Below are 25,915 nucleotides of genomic sequence, written 5' to 3'. Positions count from 1 at the left end.
GTCCGATGAATAAAAATTGAAATATGGGCGAAATAGAGTGATAGAATGTAACAAGGTAAGGCGAACGCTCGGATAAGAAAAGCGAACGCTCGGCTAAACAGATTAGTGCGAAGAAAGAACCGTTATTGATGAAGTAAAGCAGGTATTGGAGAATACTGCACTGACTGATAAACAACGACTTTATTACTAGTATTATATTAAAAGTTTAATGCAACAAAAGCATATCAAAAAGCTTACGAGGTAGACTATAAAACAGCTGCATCGATTGGATATAGATTGTTGGAGAATGATGGAGTAAAGAAAGAAACTACTGACTCAAGCTCAACGCTACCAAAAGCTATCAGAAAGCGTATGTATAAAAACACCTATTTTCTGTAAGTGGCTGTTGTGATGTTGTTGTGATATTGTTGTGAAAAATTATTGAATTTAATAATATGTTTTGACTAACACTTGACTAACAAACATACGAAATATTCACTAAAGCAATTATAAGTAAAAAGATTATAACTAGGAAAAAACACAGTGAAATCAATGGTTTCAGCAAATGACGAAATATTATAAAATTTAAATATTCCAATTGGTAAGGTGGAGGTCACGGGTTCGATTCCCGTTGGCAGCTTTATTAGTAAATGTAAGGCTTTCAGAGGTTTCTGAAGGTCTTATTTTTTTATGTTTTTCTATGACTTTTTCTATGAGTTGATTAAATGACACTATTAGCATACTCCTCAGATGTATAATTTTCATTTTATAAAACACCGACATATTGATCATCAAACCAATCACACAATCGCAAACCAACTTTCTTGTATTACAAAAATAAAAAAAGACTGTCCTTAATAAGACAGCCTTTCTAATAAAAATAGACGGGATCTCGTAAAAATGAGTCAGCTTATTGTTGTTGTATGGAGAGATTATTCTACAACATCCTCGTCTACGTTCTTAAAAAAGAAATTCATTATTCCATTGATTGTTTTAGCATCCAGCATGCTTTGCTATATTCATCAATAACTTCATCCATATAAGCAGATATGATGTAAGCATTTGATTCATCTGCCTTAACTTTGATAGCTTCAGCCTTTTGTTTGCAATATGAAAAATCTTCTAGAAGATTCTTAAGAACTACATCTCCTGCAACTTTAGCATTTTCAGCTTCTTTTATACTACTAATATTAAGATAGTCTTTCATAGTTCCAAGAGGTTGTCCACCTAACATTAAGATTTTTTCTGCAACTTTATCAATCTCAGAATTAACGCCATTGTAGTATTCTTCTAATTTAGAATGAAGTACAAAGAAGCTTTTTCCTTTCACATTCCAGTGATAGTTTTGAAGCTTTCGATATAAGACATTTAAATCTGATAAAAATTCATTTAATTCTTTTATTAATGCATCCATGTTGTTACCTCCTTGATTTATATAAATTTTAAACTATAGTGTCTAAGTAAGTTAGCAATTACTAACTGTGTATATATACTAACACACGAAAAGGGAAAAAGCAATATTAAAAATGAGAATCATTATCATTTTGTTAGTTTTTACAAAATGAATTACGAGTTTATAGCAAAATTAATGAAAAATTACTTTAATTTTCCTATATAATTCCTTAGGAATACATGTTGTGTATTTTTTTATTTTAACGTTAACATATGAATAATGCATATGATTAAGCCTTATTACATAGCATTTACTATATAGAAAAGGAGAATCATAAAGCATGAAGAACTTAAAATTAAAAAATCTTTTTGTTTTAATTTTTTCTTTGATGTTATTCGTATATGATGCTTATGGAATTATAGAAATACTGCAAGTATCTAATGCTACTAGCACCCAAATATATGTACCAATAATAATGTATCATAATGTGAAGAGTACACAACTTGGAAAAGACACAATTACTCAAAGCGAATTTGAAAGTGACTTAAAGTATTTATCAGAAAATAACTATAATACAATAACAATGACACAGCTGATTAATTATGTATATTCTGATGAAGAATTACCACCAAATCCAATAATACTAACGTTTGACGATGGACTTTTGAATACATATCTTAATGTATTTCCTTTATTAAAAAAATACAATATGAAAATTGTACTTTCTATCATTGGTCTAAGCTCTGAAAAATTTTCGAATACCGTTGATATTAATATAAACTATTCTCATGTTACATGGGACCAAATAAAAGAAATGGATGAATCAGGTCTAGTAGAAATACAAAATCATTCCTATGATATGCATAATATTAAAGGGTGAAGATATGGATGTAGTCAACGTAATGATGAAAAACTAGATGATTATGAAAAATATATTACCAATGACGTCGCGATGTTTAATGAAAAGATAAAATTAGCCATCGATACGATTCCAAATGCGTTTACATATCCTTATGGTAAATATAATGAAAACACAGAATCTATCATAAAAAAATTAGGTTTTAAAGCTACGATATCCTGTAATTTTGGCGTGAATGTGATAAGTAAAGATAAAGAGTGTTTGTATGAATTAAAAAGAATTAATAGATCACATAATCAAGGAATTGAAAAAATGATCAAACAAGGAATGAAGACAATAAATAATTGAATTTACAAAATCCCAGGAATGTTGCAAAAGGTGGAGAGTTCGCATGTCATCATTTCTGGGATTAATTTAAGTATTACTAATTCAATACAACGACATGAAACCTCAGTTTGTTTATCTATAAGACAGAGTTTATTAATTTGAATTTGTTCTATTCTATGTGTTTTCTGTTTTTCTATATTATTTATGACTAAAATTTTCGTCGTATTTTTATCCATACTATTAGAACAACCCATCAGTGACATAGCGAATATTATTATTAAGAATAATCGTTTTACATACATTATGTGTTACCTCCAATATATAAGTCTTACATAGAATTGTCCCACTTAATTGTATGATTCAATCACGAAGCATAAAACTTCCAATAAAATACAATTATTAATACAATGATTGAAAAATGGTTAAAAATGTAATATAATATTTCTAGGTTTTTACATTTTGTATATTGGAAACAAAAAAGACAAATGATATGCAACTGTTATGTTTAATCAGCACATCATCAAAGAAAGCTATTATATTAAAAATTTAAATATTAAGAAAAATTAATGCACAAAAAATGTTTTACAAACATATAATTTACATGTATGCGTTTTTAGAATTTACTTAAGAGAAGTATAATACAACTAAATTTAAAGGTAGCTAGTTGATTATAAAATGTTTAAAGAGAGAGGTAGATAAATTATGGTAAGTAATATATATGATGTTAAGAAGGGAGAACCACTTATTAAAATGCTGGATAATAATTTCAAAGTAAAAAGCGATTGTGTTATTCGTATATTGCAATCGAGGCTTAAGAGAATTAATGAACAACTATCAAAGCAACATAAACGAAATATAATTAAGAATTATTCAGCAAGAATTAAGAGTGTTGAAAGTACAAAGCAAAAACTTAATAAAAAAGGTTATGATGAAACCTATGAAATGGCGTTAGAAAAAATAAACGATCTGGTTGGTGTAAGGGCAGTCTGCTTTTATCTTGATGATCTATACGAAGTTGCTAACTGTCTAAATGAATTCCATGAAATTAAGGTGATTGAGATAAAGGATTACATAAAAAGGCCAAAAAGCTCTGGTTACCGAAGTTTACATCTTATTGTGCAAGTGCTCATTTATTTTCAAAATAGTTTACAGTGGGTAAAAGCAGAAGTTCAATTAAGAACAATTACCATGGACCATTGGGCAAAATTAGATCATCGACTTAGATATAAATGTGGTAACATACAAGAAGAGCAGATAGATGAGCATTTTAAAAAGTATTCGCGTTTATTACAAGATATTGATAAACGGTTGATAAAATTTAGAGATAAAAGATGCTAGCAATGTGAAACCGATCGCCAACTTTTTTTAAGTTGGTTATTTTTTTGCTCAAAATAAACAGGCCATAAAAATTTTATAGTTTATTTTAATACTTTTTCTATTGTGAGTTACTATTTTTGATAAAGTTTAATAACGTAGGGAGTTTATGCTAATGGTCACATGGTTAAAGAATTAAATAAATAAAATTAAAATATTTTGGAACTTTTTCACACTTAAGTTCGTCTAATAATAAAGTCATCAGAAGGGTGGAGAAAAATTGAACTCCAAAAAGATAAAATTATTGTTATCAATGGTGCTAATTATACCAATTTTAATTATAATATATTTAATATTTTTTGCTAGGAATACGAATGTTACTTGGAACGACTTTATACGGTTTGGTGATACAAATTATGAAAATACAAATATTAAAATAGATAATAATGTAATAGGAAAAGAACTAGGGGAGATATGTGAGAAGGCTCCAACTAAAATCAATTGGGTTAGATATCAGATGAAAAATGGTTTGGCAGGATGTCTTTCAAAGGGAACTAAAATTTTTGAAATTAATGGCTTTGATAAAAAAGGATATTTAGGTGTGTATATTGATGAAGTTTTTTATCTATATAAGGCTAGTAGCTATGAAGTTCCGTTAAAGTTCTATGAAAAACCATTGTAAATATGGTAGTGATTTATTAGTTAAATTTTCTATTTGACAATAATAAACAAGCTGAAATATAATGTGTATGTAATAAAATTAATTATAAACAAAATGTTTGAAAGGCGGAATTTATGTTAAGTGCGATTGTAGAGGAAACAAGAGCATAATTTCATAAAGATAAGGGTATCAATTTTAGAAGTATCAATTTTAGAATAAGTTATAATAGAAACTTGTTCTTAATAACCTTAAAAAAGACAGCATCTTGTATGCTGCATTTTGTGTACCCTTTATACCGTCAACTGCTTTTCAAACTTATATGAATAAATGACCTATCATATAAAATCTTTGAACATTTTTATATTTACGAGTAAGAAATATAAGACGATAAGAAAAGATATGCTTATAACAAATGAGATTATAAGAGCATATAAGCTTATAATAAAAATTATGATTATTATAATTGTGATTATTATAAAAAATATGCTTAAATAAATATAATCTCAAAGCAGAAAATGATTATATTAAAAATATACGTATATAACGAAATACAAGCGTACAAGATAATATAATCTTAACTCTTAGTCGATACTTATTTGTATTTTATAATTATGTTTCATACTTAGTATGGGTTTAATTTCACGTGATATAACGCTTTTAAAGGCATGTTAGATGGTGTCTTTATGAGCGTTTTTTTGTTTTCTCTTATAAATTTGGATTTATGAATTATGATGCCATAGAGGTATCATTAAGTTAGCAACTTAAATGAGTAAAATTAAAAGGACTGCCAAATCAGTAATTAGAAAACTAGCTGAATTCAGATTTTTTATGGCAGTTAATATGGTGATAGTGCGAAGAATAAATATTAATTCTCACATGCAAGTTTATGCTTGCTCACCATAAATTTGTTATGCGTCAAGAACGTGCGCAAGAATGGGGATTAAAATGAAACAAACAATGATGAAAATTGAATTTAATCAGATAAAAGAAATGCTAAGTGAGTTTGCAAGCTCAGAAAAAGTGAAACAAAAATGTATGGAGTTAACCATAGAGTTAAATGAAGTAAGATGTAAAAGCGCAATGCTAGAAACAACAGAGGCAAGAAAATTGTTAGATAGCTTAGGGCTCCCTCCCATTAGTAACATGCAAGGATTACAAGGAATTTTAGATCATATGATTGAGGGATACTGCCTCTCAGAAGAACAGTTATCAATCATTGCAACTTTTTTAGCCTCATCATCAAGGATGAAACAGTATCTTAAACGTGCAGAGTATTTGTCCTTATCATTATCTGGATATGGTTATAGTATTAAGACATGTACTGAGGTAAGGGATGAAATTGAGGCATGTATTAGAAATCACCGGGTGGAGGACAATGCTTCCCCTGAATTAAAAAAGATTCGAAATAATATCGAGGATTTAAAGGATAAAGTAAAATCAAAACTAGAGCAATTGCTACGTACAAAGTCACAATGTTTTGCAGATTCTTATGTATCACAGCGAAATGGACATAATGTACTTCCAGTGAAAAAAGAATATCGAAGTCAGATTGATGGTATTGTATATGATAAATCAAGTACTGGTAATACCATTTATATAGAACCTGCGATTGTTGGAGCATTACAAAAAGAAATCCTAGAGCTTGAAATTGCAGAGGAGAATGAAGTAAAGAGAATATTATATACCTTAACTGCAATGGTTTATGATCACCTGGATGAAATAAAAGGAAACATGTCTGTGATGTTTGATTTAGACTTTGCATTTGCAAAGGGGAAATTGTCACAAGCAATGAAGGCAAGAGAAGTTCCGATCACTACAGATCGCTTTATTAAAATTGTTAATGGAAGACATCCATTAATACCAGAGGATATTTGCGTGCCACTTAATTTTAGTATTGGTGAAGGTGTAACGGGAATTGTTATTACTGGTCCTAATACAGGAGGAAAAACGGTAGCTTTAAAAACGGTAGGGCTTTTATCTATGATGGTACAAAGTGGATTACATGTTCCTGTGATGGAGGAAAGCAGTTTTTGCATGAATAACTGCATTCTTTGCGATATGGGGGATGGCCAGAGTATTGAGCAAAATTTATCTACGTTTTCATCTCATATTATTCGTATTATTGATATTCTAAAAAATATAAGTGAAGATAGCTTGGTGCTACTTGATGAACTTGGGTCTGGAACTGATCCTGCAGAGGGCATGGGAATAGCGATTTCTATTTTAGAGGAATTAAAGAGGATTGGTTGCTTATTTGTAGCCACAACCCATTATCCAGAAGTAAAAGATTATGCCATGAATACAAAAGGACTTATGAATGCTAGAATGGCGTTTGATAAAGAAAGCTTACAACCTTTATATCAACTTGAAATAGGTGAAGCAGGAGAAAGTTGTGCGTTATATATAGCTAAACGTTTGGGATTTCCTGCACATATGCTTGAGACTGCTTTTATGGCGACTTATGGCAATAAAGTTGAAAAAACCAATGGAATTAAACACGCGAACGGAAAGAGTAAATCGGTTGAAATGAGTGAAGAAAACTTAAAGTTTTTAGAGGACTTATCAAAAGAAAATGAAAATGATTTGCATGGTAAGACCAAAGGAACAAAACGCTATCCACAGAATAATGTTTCTAGAATTACGAAGGAACGTGTAAATAAACAAGTAAATAATCATGCACTTAGCTTTGACATTGGAGATAGCGTAGTAGTTTATCCGGAAAAGAAGATTGGAATCGTATGTGAAACAACCAATGAGCAAGGGGAAATCTTAGTTCAAATACAAAAGCGAAAAAGATTAATTAATCATAAGCGGTTAAAGATTAAGGCAAAAGCGGCTGATATGTATCCAGAAAATTATGATTTTTCAATTATTTTTGATACGGTTGAGAATCGTAAAGCACGACATAAAATGACGAAACGCCACGATCCTAATGTAATAATTAGATATACAGATAATTAATCTTAGAAAAAACGAAGTAATAATTGCTAAGGTATTTAAAATTAAGATTATCAAGTATAAAGAATGAAAAATTAAGAGTAAGGGATACTATACTTTGATAGAAAACTTGAAAGGTATGGTAAGATCATGAATAAGAAGGAAATCGAGAAAAACACACAAAAAAAGGAAAATGAGAAATTTAATAGTATCACTCAAAAAAATAAAGTGGAAAATCAAAATCAAAGGCACAATGTTAGAGAAGAAGGAATTGCAAAACAGAATAACTTGAAGTAATTACTTTTTATATTGATTTATCAAGTAATGAGAAGGGCTATTGTAAAATAGAGTTTTATATGGGAGATACATATGAAACAAATCTATTTTATGATAGTCCCTTCTCTTTACATATTAATAGAAGCTTAAATTCTAAAGTTACCAACAATTTCATATCTATGGGTTCTTAAATTGAGAAAAATTTAAGTACATGGTAATTAATTTTATGTTATACTAGTGATATTAATAAAGTTGAAATTGGAGGTAATATTATGAATAATGAATGGTCATTAGATGTACTATATCAGGGATATCAAGATAAAAAATTCCTAGATGATTTATCTAGAATTGATGAATTGGTAAATAAAATGAATTCCGTTGCATCGGAATTATCTAAATATGAAACAAAGGAAGCGCTACATACAATAATTAGCACACTTGAGGAAGTGTACGCATTACAAGAGCGTTTAGGAGGATATTGTTCCTTAAGACAAGCGACTAATACAACAGATAGTGAGAGTGCATCCTATCTAGGAACTATTTCACAAAAATTTAGTAACATTGCAAAAGCAGAAGCGATTTTTAAGTCATATATTGCAAGTGTTGATAATTTAGAAACTATCCTTGAAGGTGATGAATTACTAAGTGAATATCGTTTCATGCTTCTAGAAATCAAAAAGAATGCAAAGCATTTACTGAATGATCAAGTAGAAGAAGTGATATCAAAATTTGATATCTCTGGCGGAAGTGCTTGGGAAGAACTTCAAAGCTACTTAACTTCTACTGTAAAAGTTGATTACAAAGGAGAAGAAATTACACTTTCTTCCGTAAGAAATTTAGCGTATTCTAAGGATGCGAAGGAAAGAAAAGAAGCATATGAAGCTGAAATTGCAGCGTATGATAAAATAAAGGATGCAGTAGCATATTCTTTAAATAGTATTAAGCTTCAAGTATTAACAGAATCTGAGTTAAGAGGTTATGAATCTCCTCTTATGATGGCTTTAAATCAATCCAATATGCAAAAATCAACATTAGATGCTATGCTTACTGCAATTAAAGAGTATTTACCAAAATTCCAAGCTTATCTTAGAAGAAAAGGTGAAATTTTAGGCTCAAATCAAGGACTTGCTTGGTATGATATGTTTGCTCCATTAGGAACAAGTGAACAAAGCTTTTCCGTAGAAGAAGCAAAAGATTATCTTTTAAAACATTTTAGAGGATTTGCGCCTGATTTGGCTGAAATGGTTGAAAAAGCCTTCGCTGAAGAATGGATTGACTTCTTCCCTAGAGCTGGTAAAGTAGGCGGCGCTTTTTGTAGTAACTTACAGAGTGTAAAACAAAGCCGTGTATTAACTAATTTTGACGGTACATTAAGTGATGTAGTAACTCTTGCTCATGAACTTGGTCATGCATATCACAATCAACAAGTACATGATCATAGAATTTTAAATACTGATTATTCCATGCCAGTTGCAGAAACAGCTTCAACATTCAATGAAAATATTATTATGAATGCTGCAATTGATGAGGCAGAAGGGGTAGAAAAACTAGTTTTAATCGAAAGCCAGCTTCAAGATGCAGCTCAGATTATTTGTGATATTTATTCTAGATATTTATTTGAAACAGCAGTTTTTGAAAATCGTAAAAGCTCTTTTATGTTTGCAGATGATTTAAAAGAATTAATGTTAAATGCACAAAAAGAAGCTTATGGTGATGGTTTAGATTCTAAAACATTACATCCATATATGTGGGTATGTAAAGGCCATTATTATTCCAGTCATTTAAGCTTTTACAACTTCCCTTATGCATTTGGTGGATTATTTGCAAGAGGTCTTTATGCAAAATACAAAGCAGAAGGAAGCGAATTCGTTCCAAAGTATCGTAAACTATTAAATGCAACTCCAGTTAGTACAGTTGAAGAAGTTGCTAAATATGCAGATATTGATTTAACAAATCCAGAATTCTGGAGAGCAGGTCTTAAATCCTTTGCAGATCAAATTGACGAATTTATTAAATTAAGTAAGGAATATAGTTTATAAAAATTGAGTGGCGAATATAGTTTATAAATTAAGTACTGAGCATAGTTTATAAAATTGAGTAGCGAATATAGTTTATAAAATTAAGTGTTGAATTCTAGTTGAAATGAAACATTTCAAAGCTTTTTTACAAGCTTGATCTTAAAGTGTTACTAGTAGTGATTGTAAAAAGACATATAAGGATAAGTGCATAATGAAAGATAATGTATGGAAAAGAATAATAAGGCTAAAGAGGTTATGTTTTTTATTACTCATACCTGTTTCAATGTTAATTTTACTAATAGTAAAAAAGAGTACTTGGGTTGCAGAAGTTATATTTGCAAAAGGAGTTTATAAAGTAGTTTCACATTTCATTGCAGTGGTGACTGGACTCCTTCCCTTTTCCTTAGCTGAATGGATTTTAGTTTTAGGACCAATTGCTCTAGCAGCACTTATGATAATATTCATCATTCGTCTGATTCGTACAAAACAAGATGTAAAGTTTCGAATCATAAAGGCGCTGATCAATGTAAGTTGTGTTTTAAGTATAGGCTTTTTTGTTTATACCATTGGTTGTGGTACAAATTATCACAGAGCTTCGATCGGGGTATATCTGGGGCTTACAATAGAACCCTCTTCAGAGCAAGAGCTTTATGGGCTATGCTTAGATTTAGCAGATAGAGCGAATGAATTGCGTGAGCAGATTACCTCAGTGGATGAAGACTGGGTATACAAATTATCAATGAATGTGAGTGAGCTTGCAAAAGAAGCACAAAACGCATATAAGAAAATTGCAAAAAAAATGGATGTTTTTTCAGGCTTATATCCGAAATCAAAACCAGTTTTTTTTTCAAGATTCATGTCTAAAATGGAGATCACCGGAATTTTCATTCCTTTTACGATGGAAGCCAATGTAAATGTAGACATTCCGGACTATTCCATAGCCTCAACCATGTGCCATGAACTTGCGCATTTACAAGGGTTTATGAGAGAGGATGAGGCAAATTATATTTCATACCTTGTTACAACGACTTCTGGTAATGTAGAACTTGCATACAGTGGTGTTATGGAAGCGCTTATTTTATCCGGTAACGCATTGTATGATAAAAATAAAGAACTGTATGCTCAGTTACGTGAGACATATAGTGAAGGTGTTGTAGCAGATTTAAGAGCAAATAGTATGTACTGGAAGCAATTTGAAAATACTACAGTTAGTACTATGGCGAACAAAGTAAATGATACGTATTTAAAAGTTAATAATCAAGACGATGGCGTTCAAAGTTATGGACGTATGGTTGATTTATTATTAGCAGAATATCGTAGTAAAAACGAAACAAACAAATAAGTGAATCTTAACAAAGAGGTCCATACCTGGCTTTTTAGCAGAAGGTATGGACTTCTTTATTTTATGGTTTTATTCATTTCCAATCTGAGCTTTTTGTATTTTAAATCCTCATAATTTATGGTAAAAAGTTAAGTACTCAAGGGGGTAGTACATAGTCGTAAACCATCCATGGTAAATTTAAACATGCCAAATTACTTGACATATTTCGAATATATGTTACAATTATTACGAAATTGTTAATTGTTTATTACAAACAGTAATAATAACGTAATTTTTAGCCATATGCAATTGAAATGATTTTTAATTGAAAGGGCACATGGAGGATTAAAATGAAATCGAAAAAGTTACTAATGTTACTACTAATGATAACAACTTTGCTTGGAACAAGCAGTATTAATGTATTCGCAAGTAGCAAAGTACAAAGTTCAAATGTTAAGACAACAAGCACTACTTCAAAACGTGTTTTATCAAAATATACAGAAGCAGATGTAAGACTTTTAACTGCAATCACATATTGTGAAGCTGGTTATGAAGAATATAAAGGGAAAATAGCAGTTGCAAACGTTATATTAAATCGTATCGAAAGTAATGTCTTTGATCATGTTACTTCAATTAAAACAGCCGTATATGATTTAAAACGTTGGGGGAGACAGTTTAGCCCAGCCTATGTAAAAACATCTTCCGGTAAATATACAACAAAGGGAAGTTTATTAGAAAAAGCATTAAAGCTTTATACAGAAGGAAATTATACATCTTCTTATCAAAAAGCTATGATGGAAGAATCCAAAAGAGCTGCAATTGCGGCATTAGAAGGCCAAAATGTAATTGGCGATTACTTATACTTTAATGCTTATATAGATTCAACAAGACAAACTTGTAAGAAAAATAATAAGCCTTATAAAATAATTGGTGGACATATCTTTTATTAAGATTCATATATAGTCACAAAGCATTTTAATGGAATGTTTTGTGACTTTTTATTTTTTCTTTGATATTTTGTTAAGTTGTGGTATTATATAGCTATGTTTTCTTTTACAGGATATTATATATTTATGATATTTTAGGAAGAATAAGTTGTATTATGAGTATTAGGAGGAACATCATGGAAAACGATGTTAACGCTATGAACGAAATAAAGGAAACTTCTGAAAAAGAAGTTGTATCAAAAAACTTTATAGAACAAATTATTGATAAAGATATCGAAGAGGGACGTTGTACTACAGTTATCACTAGATTCCCTCCAGAACCAAATGGATATCTTCATATTGGACATGCTAAATCTATTTTATTAAATAATGGACTTGCTAAAAAGTACGGTGGCCGTTTTAATTTACGTTTTGATGATACGAATCCTACCAAGGAAAAGACAGAATTTGTGCAGTCAATTATTGAAGATGTAAAATGGATTGGCGGCGAATTTGAAGACCGTTTATTTTTTGCATCCGATTATTTTGATCAAATGTATGAAGCAGCAGTTAAGCTTATTAAAAAAGGCAAAGCATTTGTATGCGATTTATCCGCAGAAGAAATTCGTGAATATCGTGGTACATTAACTGAGCCAGGAAAGAATAGCCCATATCGTGATCGTAGTGTTGAGGAAAATTTAGATCTTTTTGAACGTATGAAGAACGGAGAATTCCCAGATGGATCTAAAGTTTTACGTGCTAAGATTGATATGTCTTCACCAAATATTAATATGAGAGATCCAGTTATTTACCGTGTTGCAAGAATGACTCATCACAACACAGGTGATAAATGGTGCATTTATCCAATGTATGATTTTGCACATCCAATTGAAGATGCGATAGAGGGAATTACACATTCTATTTGTACATTGGAGTTTGAAGATCATAGACCATTATATGATTGGGTTGTTCGTGAACTTGAATATGTGAATCCTCCAAAACAGATTGAGTTTGCTAAATTATATTTAACAAACGTAATCACAGGAAAACGATATATTAAGAAATTAGTAGAAGACGGAATTGTAGATGGTTGGGATGATCCACGTCTTGTATCCATTAGTGCATTAAGAAGAAGAGGATTTACACCAGAATCCATCAAGATGTTTATGGAACTTTGCGGTGTATCTAAGAGTAACAGTTCTGTTGACTATGCAATGCTTGAATATTGTATTCGTGAGGATTTAAAATTAAAATGCCCAAGAATTATGGCAGTTGTAGATCCAATTAAATTAGTAATTACGAATTATCCAGAAGGACAAGTAGAATATTTAGAGGCACCAAACAATCAGGAGAATGAAGAAATGGGTACACGTATGATCCCATTTGGTCGTGAATTATATATTGAACGCGATGATTTCATGATTGAGCCACCAAAGAAATATTTCCGTTTGTTCCCTGGTAATGAAGTGCGTTTAATGAATGCATATTTTGTTACTTGCCAAGAGTATTTTACAGATGAAACAGGTAAGGTAACTGAAATTCATTGTACTTATGATGAAGCAACAAAGAGCGGTTCTGGATTTAACGCTCGTAAAGTAAAAGGTACAATTCATTGGGTATACGCACCTACCGCAATTAAAGCAGAGGCAAGGTTATATGAGAACTTAGTGGATGAAGAAAAAGGCGTTTATAATGAAGATGGAAGTGTTAATTTAAATCCAAACTCTGTTACAATTATGAAAGATTGTTATGTAGAACCTAGCTTAAAGGATGCGAAAGCACTTGATCGTTTCCAATTTTTAAGAAATGGATTCTTCTGTGTGGATTCTAAAGATTCTAATTCAGAGCATTTGGTATTTAATCGAATTGCTTCACTTAAGAGTAGTTATAAGCCTGTATAGGGGAGGAATTAATAATGGCTAATCTATTTTCTGGGTTAGAGTCCCTTGGATTAGGGAAATTATCAAAACTAAACGTGTATGATGAAGAGCAATCTTCAAAGAAGAATGATAATACGCAACACGTGCAACAACTTAGTGAAGCAGATTTCTTGTTTGACAAAACTTTTAAATGTCCAGTTTGTGATCAGGAATTTAAATCTAAGACAGTAAAGGCTGGTAAGGTAAAATTAGTTTCAGCAGATACAGACCTTAGACCAAAATACCAATTGGTTGATTCATTAAAATATGATGTTGTTGCTTGTCCACATTGTGGATATGCCGCATTAAATCGCTTTTTTAATTACATGACTTCAATGCAATCAAGATTAATTAAAGAAAGTATTTCAGCATCATTTAAAGGCTTAGCACCGGAGGGAGATGTGTTAAGTTATGATGAGTCTATCACAAGACATAAACTAGCGTTAGTGAATGCAATCGTTAAAAAGGCAAAGTTAAGTGAGCGTGCTTACACTTGCTTAAAAACTGCATGGTTGATTCGAGGAAAAGCAGAATCTTTACCTGCGGATACAAAGGATTTGCCAAAAGTAGTGGAAGAACTTCATAAAGAAGAACTGGAATTTTTAACGAAAGCTTATGAAGGTTTTGTAGAAGCGTTTAGTAAAGAGCTATTTCCAATGTGTGGTATGGATGAAAATACTACTACTTATTTAGTTGCTGATTTAGCAAGAAGAATTGGTAGATATGAGGAAGCAACTAGATTAATTTCTAAAGTTTTAACTTCAAGAGATGCAAACGAACGAATAAAGGTAAAGGCTAGAGAAATAAAAGACTTGATATCAGATGATAAACAAACTACAAAATAGTACGTTTATGAAATCTGAGCAAGAGCGTGGCAATAAGGCTATAAAAAAGTAGCCCAAGTGAGCTTAAATATCTGCTTTGACCATAACTTATGGCTGTTTCAGAAGGAAATGTTGGATGTTTATCCACACCATGATGAAACAGCCTTTTTCGCATGATAGAGAATTGGAAATCGACTTGTAAAATGGTGTAGAAAGTACTTTTTGATTACGAATAAGCTGCTATCAGGCAGTATGGAGGATATGATGAAAGAACAATTATATACAATTCCCGTAAATGATGCCTTTAATAAAGATTGTGAATGCCCAATCTGTGAAATGTATCGTTCCTTAGAAGAAGGAGCGATTGAATTCGTAATGGGCCCTAGCTATATGGAAGATGATATCCGTATGGAGACCAATAAGATTGGATTTTGTACGAATCATCTAAAACTTATGTACAAAAATCAAAATCGTTTGGGATTATCACTTATGTTATTAACTCATATGGAAAAGACGATTAAAGATATTGAAAAATTAGCTGCTAGTGGAAGAGGCCCTTCCGGTGGTTTCTTTAAGAAAAAAGAAGGAAGCTCAGCGATATCAGAATATGTAGAAAATCTGAACCACTCTTGTTATGTATGCAATCGCATCAAGGGAATGTATGAACGATACATTGTAACGGTATTTTACTTATATAAAAATGACCAAGAGTTTAAAAAGAAGTTTCAATCCTCTAAGGGTTTTTGTATGAATCATTATGCTTTGTTGTATGAGAAGGCAGCTGATAATCTAAAAGGGAATGAGTTAGAAGAGTTTACTAAGAATTTGAACTTAATATACCTAGAGAATATGAAACGAGTTCGTGATGATTTGGAATGGTTTACAGATAAATTTGATTATCGTTATATAAATGAACCTTGGAAAAATTCGAAGGATGCATTACCAAGATCCATGCAAAAAATCAATAGTATTATTAACATAGAATAGAAAATAAGGGCTTTTACAATAGGTTAATTCCTCCTGTAAAAGCCTATTTTTGCTTTAACTATGTTTTATTTGTATACGAATATCCTGATTATAATTTCCGAAGCCTTTTCCGAACAAACTTATACCACCAAAGTATTTAGGATTGTCAGTAACTGCAATTTTAAATTTTAATATACTTGAATAGTCAAGTTGGAAAGAATCGATAGTGACATCTGAGAGCTTCATTCCATCTATAAAAGTACCTTCTTTTTTTATAGAGATCTGTTTTAACACACCGTGTTGTTTCCAAGAAGTATCAAACCAGTTAGGGGTATAAACACCGGATTCACTTCCAGTATCACCAGCAATCATAAATTTACCGATTGAAACTTGATTTAGATAAAATTCTAATTCACTTGCAAAGGCGGAATCACAGTTAGTTACAATAGAAGCTAATTCCATTTGAATGGTAATTTCATCGATTACGTGAGCAGTAGGTATAAAATTAGGAAGTAAATATTCAACAAATCCTTTTTGAAACCAAAGCATATTAGTAAGCATACGATCTGGGTGAGAGAAATATCTTATATTATCGAGCTCTCCAAGTAACCCCTCCTGTGTCGCTAGTCCGCAGCATGGTTCTATTTGATAATCACTATACTGTCCAATTAAGACATTAGCTTCATAGATATCGGACGGTACTTCCGCTGAAGCGATGTCTACTAAAATCTTATCTAGGCATACACGGCAGTGTTTTTCATTTCCATGGCCAGTTGCCTCATTCGTAATCTTTATAAGACCACAATCCTCAAGTTTTTTAATGTGGCTTGTTAGAGCACCGTTTGTAATATTTAGGTTAGTAGCTAGTTCATTTAAATTCATATCCTTATTATTAAGGAGTAATTTAATAATATCAATTCTTACATCGGAACCGAGTGTTTTAAATAACTCTAATCCAGTATCTAAAGAAGTAATGTGAAGCATTTTTATATCCTTTCAATGCAGCAAATCAATAGATTCTTGCTTTGTAATATATTTCAAGTAATGTATAGTAATGACTAGAGAGTTAATCTACGTAGATGACTAAGCTATGAATAATAAGCAAGGATTGCAAATTACAATCTAATATTTAGCCCTCATTATTCAATTATAACCTAGAATGTAGAGGTAATCTCTATTTATGGGAATAATTATAACAATAAAATGGTAGAATAGATAGAGGGAAAATTTTTAGGTTAAAATGAAAACTAATGAAAAAGTGAGAATAAACGAGGATACAAGAGTATATAATTGAAAAGAGCTTGTATTATAATGATAACTACTGACCAGTGATTTGCATTTAAATGCGAAATTCACTAATATATACCTAGAATTTAGCACTCGTTCAAAGTGAGTGCTAATAATAAAGAAAGTAGTAGATTTACTTAGTCGAACAGTGAATAAGGAGGAAACATTATGAAATTAGTACCTTTAGGAGACAAAGTAGTTTTAAAACAATTAGTAGCAGAAGAAACAACAAAATCAGGTATCGTATTACCTGGACAGGCAAAAGAAAAACCACAACAGGCAGAAGTAGTTGCTGTTGGACCAGGTGGAGTTGTAGATGGTAAAGAAGTTACTATGCAAGTTAAAGTTGGAGATAAGGTAATTTACTCTAAATATGCTGGCACTGAAGTAAAATTAGAAGAAGACGAATATATCGTAGTAAAACAGAACGATATCGTAGCAATTGTAGAAGATTAATTGATTCGAATGAAAGAACTGATTCATACACAATAAATTAAATTATGGAGGATGTTAATTATGGCAAAAGATATTAAATATGCTGCAGAAGCAAGATCAGCCCTTGAAGCTGGCGTTAATAAATTAGCAGACACAGTAAAGGTAACTCTTGGACCTAAAGGAAGAAACGTTGTACTTGATAAATCTTTTGGTGCTCCACTTATCACAAACGATGGTGTTACCATTGCAAAAGAAATTGAATTAGAAGACGCATTTGAAAATATGGGTGCACAAATCGTTAAAGAAGTTGCTACAAAGACAAATGATGTAGCTGGTGATGGTACAACAACTGCAACTGTATTAGCTCAGGCAATGATCAATGAAGGTATGAAGAACCTTGCAGCAGGTGCTAACCCTATTATCTTAAGAAAAGGTATGAGAAAAGCAACTGATTGTGCTGTAGAAGCAATCTCTAAAATGAGTTCTAAAGTTACTGGTAAAGAGCAAATTGCAAAAGTAGCTGCAATTTCTGCTGGTGATGAAACCGTTGGTGAATTAGTAGCAGACGCTATGGAAAAGGTTTCTAACGATGGTGTTATTACAATCGAAGAATCAAAAACAATGAAAACTGAACTTGATTTAGTAGAAGGTATGCAATTTGATAGAGGATATGTTTCCGCATATATGGCAACAGATATGGATAAAATGGAAGCTAACCTTGAAAACCCATACATCTTAATTACTGATAAGAAGATTTCTAATATCCAAGAAATTTTACCTATCTTAGAGCAAATCGTTCAAAGTGGTTCAAGATTATTAATTATTGCTGAAGATATCGAAGGTGAAGCATTAACTACTTTAGTTCTTAACAAATTAAGAGGAACATTCGTAGTTGTTGGTGTTAAGGCACCTGGATATGGTGATAGAAGAAAAGCTATGCTTCAAGATATCGCTATCTTAACTGGTGGTACAGTAATTACTGAAGAACTTGGACTTGAATTAAAAGATGCTACAATGGATCAACTTGGTCGTGCAAAATCCGTTAAAGTTCAAAAAGAAAACACTATCATCGTTGATGGTGAAGGAAATAGAGCAGAAATCGATTCAAGAATTGCTCAAATTAAAGCTCAGATTGAAGAAACTACATCTGAATTTGATAAAGAAAAACTTCAAGAAAGACTTGCAAAACTTGCAGGTGGCGTAGCTGTTATCCGTGTTGGTGCAGCAACTGAAACTGAAATGAAAGAAAACAAACTTCGTATGGAAGATGCCTTAGCTGCTACAAGAGCTGCAGTTGAAGAAGGTATCATCGCAGGTGGCGGTTCCGCTTACATTCATGCTTCCAAAGAAGTTGCTAAATTAGCAAATACTTTAGAAGGAGATGAAAAGACAGGTGCTAACATTATCTTAAAAGCACTTGAAGCTCCATTAAATTGTATCGCACGTAATGCAGGTCTTGAAGGCTCTGTTATTGTAAATAAGGTAAAAGAATCTGTTCCTGGTGTTGGTTTCAATGCATTAACAGAACAGTATGTAGATATGGTAGCTGATGGTATCCTTGATCCAGCAAAAGTTACAAGAAGTGCATTACAGAATGCAACAAGCGTTGCTTCTACATTCTTAACAACTGAATCAGCAGTTGCAAATATTAAAGAAGAAACTCCAGCAATGCCAGCAGCTCCTGGCGGAATGGGTATGATGTAATCTAATATAATCTGTTATAAATGTATATTAGATAAAATCGGATTATTGCTAAGATTACGAAATAGATTATAAATAATATAGGACATTATAAATTCATGGAAACATGGATTTATAATGTCCTTTTACTTTTTGAGAAAATACTTTACTTTCTGAGAAAATACGTAGTACCGCACCAAAGTTGTAATAATCTATTGGAATGCAGCTTGTGTTTTATAAAGATTTAAGAAATTAAGTTTCTTTTTTCATGGAAAAGCCTTTCAATTTCTGCATGTATTTAGTATAATGAATTTTAGGAAGTTATATTGTTACAGGGACTTTCGTACATGTAATAAGCAAAACTAGGAGGGAATAGGTCCATGAATGAGTCATACGCTGAGGCTAGTGTGCGTAGAAGAACTACGATGTCCGATCGTTTGATTAAGGCCGCTATTATTGCATTAATCGTATTTTTTGTTATATTTGGTGTATTATTAATTGGCCAATTTGCGATTTTAGTAGCAACTGTTTTAATAGTTGTAGCAGTCTTTTTATTTCCAAGATTTAATGTAGAATATGAATATGTATTCTGCGATGGACAACTTGATTTTGATAAGATTATGGGGAATGCAAAAAGAAAGAATGCGTTACGTATTGATTTCGAAAAAGTTGAAATGATGGCACCAGTAAACTCACATGCACTTGATGCATATACCCATCAACAACTTAAAGTAAAAGATTTTACATCATTAAATCCAGAAGCTAATGTATATGCAATTATCGCAAGAAGCGAGAATGAAGTATTAAAAATCTTATTTGAGCCAAGCGAAAAGATGCTTGCATGCATTAAGCAAAAAGCACCAAGAAAATTATCTGAGTATTAAAATATTTTTTTAGGGAATGTTGTTAATATTATGCTATATGGGGCAAAACTTCACATAGCGTGAGTTATATTAATAATATTCCCATAATTTATAATTATTTTTAATAAGTAGAGTAGCGTTTCTTGCCCTATAGGGCTTGACATTATATAAGAAAAAAAGTATACTTGTGAAAATTATCGTTTTAAACAGGCAGCGGTCTATAGAAATTATAGACAATTGGCTGATTTTTTATAACAAAAATTAGCGGTGAATTTATTTAAAATTCGTTTCATATACGTTAATTTTTATTTCACTTTATTATATAGTTTTTAGAAAGAGAGGATCTTACAATGGGAACAATTATAGGTGAAGGGATAACCTTTGATGACGTATTACTAGTACCTTCATATTCTGAAGTGATTCCTAATCAAGTAGAATTATCTACTTACTTAACTAAAAAAATTAAATTAAATATACCACTTATGAGTGCTGGTATGGACACAGTAACTGAACATAGAATGGCAATTGCTATGGCCAGACAAGGTGGCATCGGTGTTATCCATAAAAATATGTCAATTGAACAGCAGGCAGAAGAGGTTGATAAAGTAAAACGTTCTGAAAATGGTGTTATTTCTGATCCATTTTCATTATCTCCAGAACATACACTTCATGATGCTGATGAATTAATGGCGAAATATCGTATTTCAGGTGTGCCAGTTACAGAAGGTAAGAAGTTAGTTGGTATTATAACAAATCGTGATTTAAAATTCGAAACTGACTTCACAAAAAAAATTAAAGATTCTATGACTTCTGAAGGTCTAATTACAGCAAAAGAAGGCGTGACTTTAGAAGAAGCAAAGAAAATTTTAGGTCAAGCTAGAAAAGAAAAACTTCCAATCGTAGATGATGAAGGAAACTTAAAAGGCTTAATTACTATAAAAGATATTGAAAAAACTATCAAATATCCGTTAGCTGCAAAGGACTCTATGGGTAGATTACTTTGTGCTGCAGGTGTTGGTGTTACAGCAAATATTTTAGAGCGTGTAGATGCTTTAGTAAAAGCTAAAGTAGATGCCATTGTTATCGATACTGCACATGGTCATTCTCAAAATGTTATTAAGTGTGTAAAAATGGTACGTGAAGCATATCCAGAACTTCAGATTATTGCTGGTAACGTAGCAACAGGGGAAGCAACTCGTGCATTAATTGAAGCAGGTGTTGACTGTGTTAAAGTTGGTATCGGACCAGGTTCTATTTGTACTACTCGTGTTGTTGCTGGTATTGGTGTACCTCAAATTACAGCGATTATGGATGCTTACAATGTTGCGAAAGAATATGGTATTCCTATTATTGCAGATGGTGGAATTAAGTATTCTGGTGATATAACAAAAGCAATTGCTGCTGGTGCAAATGTATGTATGATGGGTAGCATATTTGCTGGATGTGATGAATCTCCAGGAACATTTGAATTATTCCAAGGTAGAAAATATAAAGTATACCGTGGTATGGGTTCAATTGCTGCTATGGAAAATGGAAGTAAAGATCGTTATTTCCAAGCGGATGCTAAGAAATTAGTTCCAGAAGGCGTGGAAGGTCGTGTAGCATATAAAGGTACTGTAGAAGATACTGTATTCCAGCTTATGGGAGGTCTTCGTTCTGGTATGGGTTACTGTGGAGCAAAGGATGTTGAAACATTAAAGACAACTGGTAAGTTTGTAAAAATTTCAGCTGCATCTTTAAAAGAAAGCCACCCACACGACATTCATATCACCAAAGAAGCACCGAACTACAGTGTAGATGATAAGTAAAAGTAAATATAGGTGCTTCTTTTGAAGCAACCGAACTATAGTGTAGATGATAAGTAAAAGTAAATATAGGTGCTTCTTTTGAAGCAACCGAATTATAGTGTAGATGATAAGTAAAAGTAAATATAGGTGCTTCTTTTGGAAGCGTAGAGTTGCATTTAAAGGCAAAATGCAGCTCTTGAACTACAGTGTAGATGATAAGTAAGAGTAAAAAAGGTGCTTCTTTTAGAAGCATAGAGTTGTATTATAAAGCATAATACAACTCTTGAATTACAGAAAAATAGTTGCATATAAGGTAACAAAGACCTTACATGTAACTATTTTTTTGTTTTATAAGGAATTTTAAATCCATTATCAATGGGTAAATAGATAAAAATACTAGATAATTGCATATAATTTTTAAATATATCGAAAAATTAATATAAATTTAATTCTTTAAACTTGAAATAGTACTGATTTTATGAAATAATTTAATCTATGAAGTTAGTCTGACGTTGTTTCGACGAGAGTCAGAAAATCCTTATATCAATGGGAGAAAAAGTACCCTTTGATATGCAGATCGGCTACGTAATTGGCATTAAGTTGTAGCAAAGCGGAATGCGTATGTTCGCTGAATAAAAGATTACAACAACAGACGATATCGTTTGATTGTTTTATAAAAGGAAAGGTGCTGGGAAGTATGAAAAAGTTAACGAAAGAAGAATGGCTTAGAAGAAAAAAGCAAAAAATGTACATTAGGCGTTTTACTGCTGTTATGATTTTGATTTTATTTGTACTAATTCTGTTTTTTTCAGTAAAAGGTATCATAACGTTGATTAGTTCTTCTAAAAAAGGTGATGAGGCATTAACATTAGAGAATGGAACAAAAATAGTACAAGACTTTTTAACTCCAAATCCGTACTCTCGTCCTCAGGATGCGTTAGAAAAGGTGAATGGTATTGTAATTCATTATGTTGGTAATTCAGGAACCAGTGCACAGTCAAATAAAAACTACTTTGAAAGCTTAAAAGATACAAAAAGCACATATGCTAGTAGTCATTTCCTTATAGGGCTTGAGGGAGAAATTATTCAATGTTTACCACTTAACGAAATTGCATTTGCATCAAAAGAAAGAAATCTAGATACAATTTCCATTGAATTTAGCCATAAAACCATTGAAGGAGAGCCATCAGAAAGCACATATGAGTCTTTGGTAGAATTAAGCGTTGCATTATGTAAGAAATATAATCTTACAAGTGATGATATTTTAAGACATTATGATGTAACAGGAAAGAATTGTCCAAGATATTATGTAGAGAATGAAGATGCTTGGAAGGCATTTTTAGAAGAAGTTGATAATCGATTAAACAACAATAATCAAGCATAAATCCATAAACATATGAATATAAGAATGAAGTAAGTACAGAAAGCTTATAATAATCAATTTTATAAATGAAGTAAGTACAAAAAGCTTATAATAATCAATTTTTAAATGATTGTTATAAGCTTTTTTAAATTTAATTATACAATTACAATATATTTAAATTCAAAATAAAATTTAAAATTCAAAACAACTAATGGATTATAATATCTGCATTATTTGTTGTTTACTTTGGCATTGAAATCCACGGTTGATATTACATGAATCGGTAATACTGATAACAAAGTTACCAGTGTAAATTCTGATTTCATATAATAAAGATTGGGGGCATTTCATTGAAGAAAAATGTAACAAATCAAAAAATTATAAGAAAATATATGCAAATTATAGTGATATGTCTTATTGCCCTAGTCTTCGTTTCTTGTAATAAAAGTAACAATAGCTCCTCACAAGGTTCAGATAATTTTTGGGGCTTAGGAAATTCAGACAAGAATAGCGTGAATAATAGCTATAAAGATAAAGTTTCTGAAGCTACTAAGGATTCCTATACGTATTATACCTCAGAAGAGTTTCAGTCATTCATTCTAGAAAAACTCAATGGAAAGTTAACCAGTATTTATGATAATAACTATCAGCAACTGGCATACGAACAGGTACAGTTACTCAAAGAACAAAATTCCTATTCACTTGAAAATCCTTTGTTTATTATGAATCCATTTGGGACAAATACCAGTGGTATGTATGTTTATTTTGGTAATTCAGATAAGAAAGTTAATGTCAATTATACAATTTCTATCGATGATAAAACAATCGCAGATTTTACAGAAAGCATGTATTTTAATTATGAGAATAAAATTGTAGAAGGGCAATTAATCGGGTTATTACAAGGACATAAAAATAAAGTGGTTCTAGAATTGGAAGATAATTCAGGTAACTTAATTAGTAAAAAGGCTTATTATTTTGATATCGCCGATTTAGATTCAATAAAAGAGCCATCTCTAAAAGTTGAATTTGGAAATGATGTGGCGCTGACAAGAGGATTATATACATTTCATGCGAAGGATAGTACTGCATCACATTTTTTATTTTACGATAATTTTGGAACGATTCGTGCGGAAATTCCAACAGAATTATTAAATGTAAATTCTAAAGTGTTACAGTTAGGTCATAAAGTTTTCTACCCAGTTAGAAATGATTTGTTTGTTTTAGCAAATAACCTAGGTTATATAGAAAAATATTATTCGTGGGAAAATCAATCTCCTTTTATTGACTATGATTGCGATAAAGAGAAAAATAAAATATTATTTATTGTAGATTCACAAATTAATGACGGAAATGCAATTCTTGGATTAGATTTAGGCTCAGGAGAATATAAAGAATATATTGATGTTGAAAAACTTCTTAATATGTCAATGAGAATTGATGGTATTCAAGTGGTGGATGGTAAGGATATTATAGTAAATAGTAAAGAAAATTCTTCGATTATTAGAATTAATAATATTTATACCTCTCCTGTCATTCGTTGGATTATAGCAGATGAATCTTTTTGGAACGGCTCCAATTATGAGGCTATGTTATTATATAAGAAAGGTAATTTTGAAACGCAAGCGGAGCAGCAATCAATTATTTACAGCAATAGCAGACGATTAAGTTCAGGACAATTTTATCTCTCTATACTTCATACAGGAAAAGGTATAAGTAGCTTAGAAGGAATCTTAGATGTAAATGAAGGTGAGGTAAATAATATAGAAGAAAGCTCTTATTATTATCAGTATTTAGTGGATGAAACTCAAAATCGATATGAATTATTAAAAAAAATTGAATTACCATATATTTTAGATTCATGCACGGCTATGCCATATGGCAATAATGTAGTGATAAGCATTGGTGCCAATAAAGAATTTAGAGAATATAATGCAAAAGGAGAAATTATGTCAAAGTATTTTATCAATGACACGAATTCCTCCTATCAAATATTCAAATATACGATGGACCGTTATTGGTTTTAATAATAATAATTAAATTTTGGATGTAATAATTGAGTGGTTCTATGACTTTTCTTTTTGTGTAGATAGAACATAAATTGAATGACACTTCCAATTAATACAAAGCCAATAATTATAAAAGCACATTGCATAAAGTATGATTCTGGTAACAAATTAATAATTGGGTCCGTAACCGGATCAAATAGCCAATCATCATTACGAAACACAATTTTATGAAATAAAAGAAATACAGTATTAAAATTAAAAATGCAAAATATTAAGAGAATAAGTGGAATTACCACAGTTGTTATGGATGATGTCAGTAAATATTGATAGTCATCCTTTCTCTTTTTATAGATAATCAATATGGCTAAGAGTGCCATTGAGATAAGCCCTGCAATGTAAAAGAACATAAAAATCTGTTTTACTTCTACAAAATGAGAAAGGCCAGAAGCTGAAGCAGGTAATGTTGGGAAAGATAGTTCTCCAAAAAAGAAAGGAGAATTGTAATCAATTAATGCATCATAATTCAAACGAATTATATTAGAGCTTAAACCTGTGCTTGCCTCTAAATTAAGCCATTTAATATTTGCATAATACAGTGGTCTAAAATTGATCGCCACAATGAGTCCAAGAGATATTAAAAAAATTAAAAATAAAATACCAATTATAATATTTAAAAATGTTACGGGATGTGCCTTCTTTTTTATTCTACTATGTACTCTCATAATTTACTTATACTCCTTTTCTATTATCTTACGCTTATTATAAAATATTTGG

Annotated in this window: 19 protein-coding genes and 1 pseudogene; 17 read left to right on the top strand and 3 right to left on the bottom strand. The window is 31.3% G+C overall.

Annotation, left to right across the window (positions count from 1 at the left end; translation table 11 throughout):
• Window positions 1-955: 955 nt before the first annotated feature.
• Window positions 956-1,393 (bottom strand): Dps family protein, encoded by a 438-nt coding sequence (locus BN4220_RS06605; RefSeq protein ID WP_066714945.1) that lies wholly within the window; start codon window positions 1,391-1,393, stop codon window positions 956-958.
• Window positions 1,394-1,712: 319 nt separating this feature from the next.
• Between BN4220_RS06605 and BN4220_RS20445 the strand changes: the two are divergent.
• From BN4220_RS20445 to BN4220_RS06545, 11 genes and pseudogenes are all read left to right on the top strand, one after another.
• Window positions 1,713-2,579 (top strand): annotated as a pseudogene (locus BN4220_RS20445) (polysaccharide deacetylase family protein).
• A 681-nt stretch (window positions 2,580-3,260) separates the two neighbouring features.
• Complete coding sequence (locus BN4220_RS06585; RefSeq protein ID WP_066714938.1) at window positions 3,261-3,896, top strand: GTP pyrophosphokinase; 636 nt, start codon at window positions 3,261-3,263, stop codon at window positions 3,894-3,896.
• 256 nt (window positions 3,897-4,152) lie between these two features.
• The gene (locus tag BN4220_RS06580; RefSeq protein ID WP_066714937.1) at window positions 4,153-4,554 is read left to right on the top strand and encodes a hypothetical protein; all 402 of its coding nucleotides are present in this window, start codon (window positions 4,153-4,155) and stop codon (window positions 4,552-4,554) included.
• A gap of 924 nt (window positions 4,555-5,478) precedes the next feature.
• Window positions 5,479-7,494, top strand: coding sequence for an endonuclease MutS2 (locus BN4220_RS06575; protein ID WP_066714936.1), 2,016 nt, complete (start codon window positions 5,479-5,481; stop codon window positions 7,492-7,494).
• A gap of 126 nt (window positions 7,495-7,620) precedes the next feature.
• Window positions 7,621-7,767: a hypothetical protein gene (locus BN4220_RS20245; RefSeq protein ID WP_197467899.1), complete on the top strand. Its 147-nt coding sequence runs from the start codon at window positions 7,621-7,623 to the stop codon at window positions 7,765-7,767.
• Between the two features lie 251 nt (window positions 7,768-8,018).
• Entirely contained in the window at window positions 8,019-9,785 is a 1,767-nt protein-coding gene (locus BN4220_RS06570; protein ID WP_066714934.1) for a M3 family oligoendopeptidase, read from the top strand.
• 190 nt (window positions 9,786-9,975) lie between these two features.
• Window positions 9,976-11,106, top strand: coding sequence for a DUF3810 domain-containing protein (locus tag BN4220_RS06565; protein WP_082812173.1), 1,131 nt, complete (start codon window positions 9,976-9,978; stop codon window positions 11,104-11,106).
• Between the two features lie 329 nt (window positions 11,107-11,435).
• Window positions 11,436-12,035: a cell wall hydrolase gene (locus BN4220_RS06560; RefSeq protein ID WP_066714930.1), complete on the top strand. Its 600-nt coding sequence runs from the start codon at window positions 11,436-11,438 to the stop codon at window positions 12,033-12,035.
• A gap of 173 nt (window positions 12,036-12,208) precedes the next feature.
• The gene (locus tag BN4220_RS06555; protein WP_197467898.1) at window positions 12,209-13,912 is read left to right on the top strand and encodes a glutamine--tRNA ligase/YqeY domain fusion protein; all 1,704 of its coding nucleotides are present in this window, start codon (window positions 12,209-12,211) and stop codon (window positions 13,910-13,912) included.
• Window positions 13,913-13,926: 14 nt separating this feature from the next.
• Entirely contained in the window at window positions 13,927-14,775 is an 849-nt protein-coding gene (locus BN4220_RS06550) for a DUF2225 domain-containing protein (RefSeq protein WP_066714928.1), read from the top strand.
• Between the two features lie 243 nt (window positions 14,776-15,018).
• Window positions 15,019-15,741, top strand: coding sequence for a DUF6062 family protein (locus BN4220_RS06545; RefSeq protein WP_066714926.1), 723 nt, complete (start codon window positions 15,019-15,021; stop codon window positions 15,739-15,741).
• 54 nt (window positions 15,742-15,795) lie between these two features.
• Here the strand turns inward: BN4220_RS06545 and BN4220_RS06540 are convergent, their stop codons facing one another.
• The gene (locus tag BN4220_RS06540; RefSeq protein ID WP_066714919.1) at window positions 15,796-16,704 is read right to left on the bottom strand and encodes an ArsR/SmtB family transcription factor; all 909 of its coding nucleotides are present in this window, start codon (window positions 16,702-16,704) and stop codon (window positions 15,796-15,798) included.
• 471 nt (window positions 16,705-17,175) lie between these two features.
• On the opposite strand from BN4220_RS06540, the gene BN4220_RS06535 reads away from it, so the two are divergent.
• The 6 genes from BN4220_RS06535 (at window position 17,176) to BN4220_RS06510 (ending at window position 25,159) form a co-directional block, all read left to right on the top strand.
• Window positions 17,176-17,463, top strand: coding sequence for a co-chaperone GroES (locus BN4220_RS06535; protein ID WP_066714917.1), 288 nt, complete (start codon window positions 17,176-17,178; stop codon window positions 17,461-17,463).
• 60 nt (window positions 17,464-17,523) lie between these two features.
• Window positions 17,524-19,146 carry a chaperonin GroEL gene (gene groL, locus BN4220_RS06530; RefSeq protein WP_066714915.1) on the top strand — a complete coding sequence of 541 codons (1,623 nt, stop codon included), beginning with the start codon at window positions 17,524-17,526 and terminating at the stop codon, window positions 19,144-19,146.
• Window positions 19,147-19,502: 356 nt separating this feature from the next.
• Window positions 19,503-20,006, top strand: a complete 504-nt coding sequence (locus tag BN4220_RS06525; RefSeq protein ID WP_066714913.1) for a DUF6106 family protein — start codon at window positions 19,503-19,505, stop codon at window positions 20,004-20,006.
• Window positions 20,007-20,335: 329 nt separating this feature from the next.
• Window positions 20,336-21,793 carry an IMP dehydrogenase gene (gene guaB, locus BN4220_RS06520; protein ID WP_066714911.1) on the top strand — a complete coding sequence of 486 codons (1,458 nt, stop codon included), beginning with the start codon at window positions 20,336-20,338 and terminating at the stop codon, window positions 21,791-21,793.
• A 676-nt stretch (window positions 21,794-22,469) separates the two neighbouring features.
• Window positions 22,470-23,156 (top strand): peptidoglycan recognition protein family protein, encoded by a 687-nt coding sequence (locus tag BN4220_RS06515; RefSeq protein ID WP_066714909.1) that lies wholly within the window; start codon window positions 22,470-22,472, stop codon window positions 23,154-23,156.
• Window positions 23,157-23,485: 329 nt separating this feature from the next.
• A complete protein-coding gene (locus BN4220_RS06510) occupies window positions 23,486-25,159 on the top strand; it encodes an aryl-sulfate sulfotransferase N-terminal domain-containing protein (RefSeq protein WP_066714906.1) in 1,674 nt (557 codons plus the stop codon).
• On the opposite strand, the gene BN4220_RS06505 is transcribed toward BN4220_RS06510, so the two are convergent.
• The gene (locus BN4220_RS06505) at window positions 25,156-25,863 is read right to left on the bottom strand and encodes a TIGR01906 family membrane protein (RefSeq protein WP_066714904.1); all 708 of its coding nucleotides are present in this window, start codon (window positions 25,861-25,863) and stop codon (window positions 25,156-25,158) included. The two genes, BN4220_RS06510 and BN4220_RS06505, sit on opposite strands and share 4 nt — an antisense overlap.
• Window positions 25,864-25,915: the final 52 nt, after the last annotated feature.

This window comes from Clostridium sp. Marseille-P299, assembly GCF_900078195.1.
In the GTDB taxonomy this organism is placed as follows: Bacteria; Bacillota; Clostridia; order Lachnospirales; family Lachnospiraceae; genus Lachnoclostridium.
The sequence above is the reverse complement of the archived record's forward strand: the minus strand, read 5'-3'. Positions and strand labels throughout refer to the sequence as shown.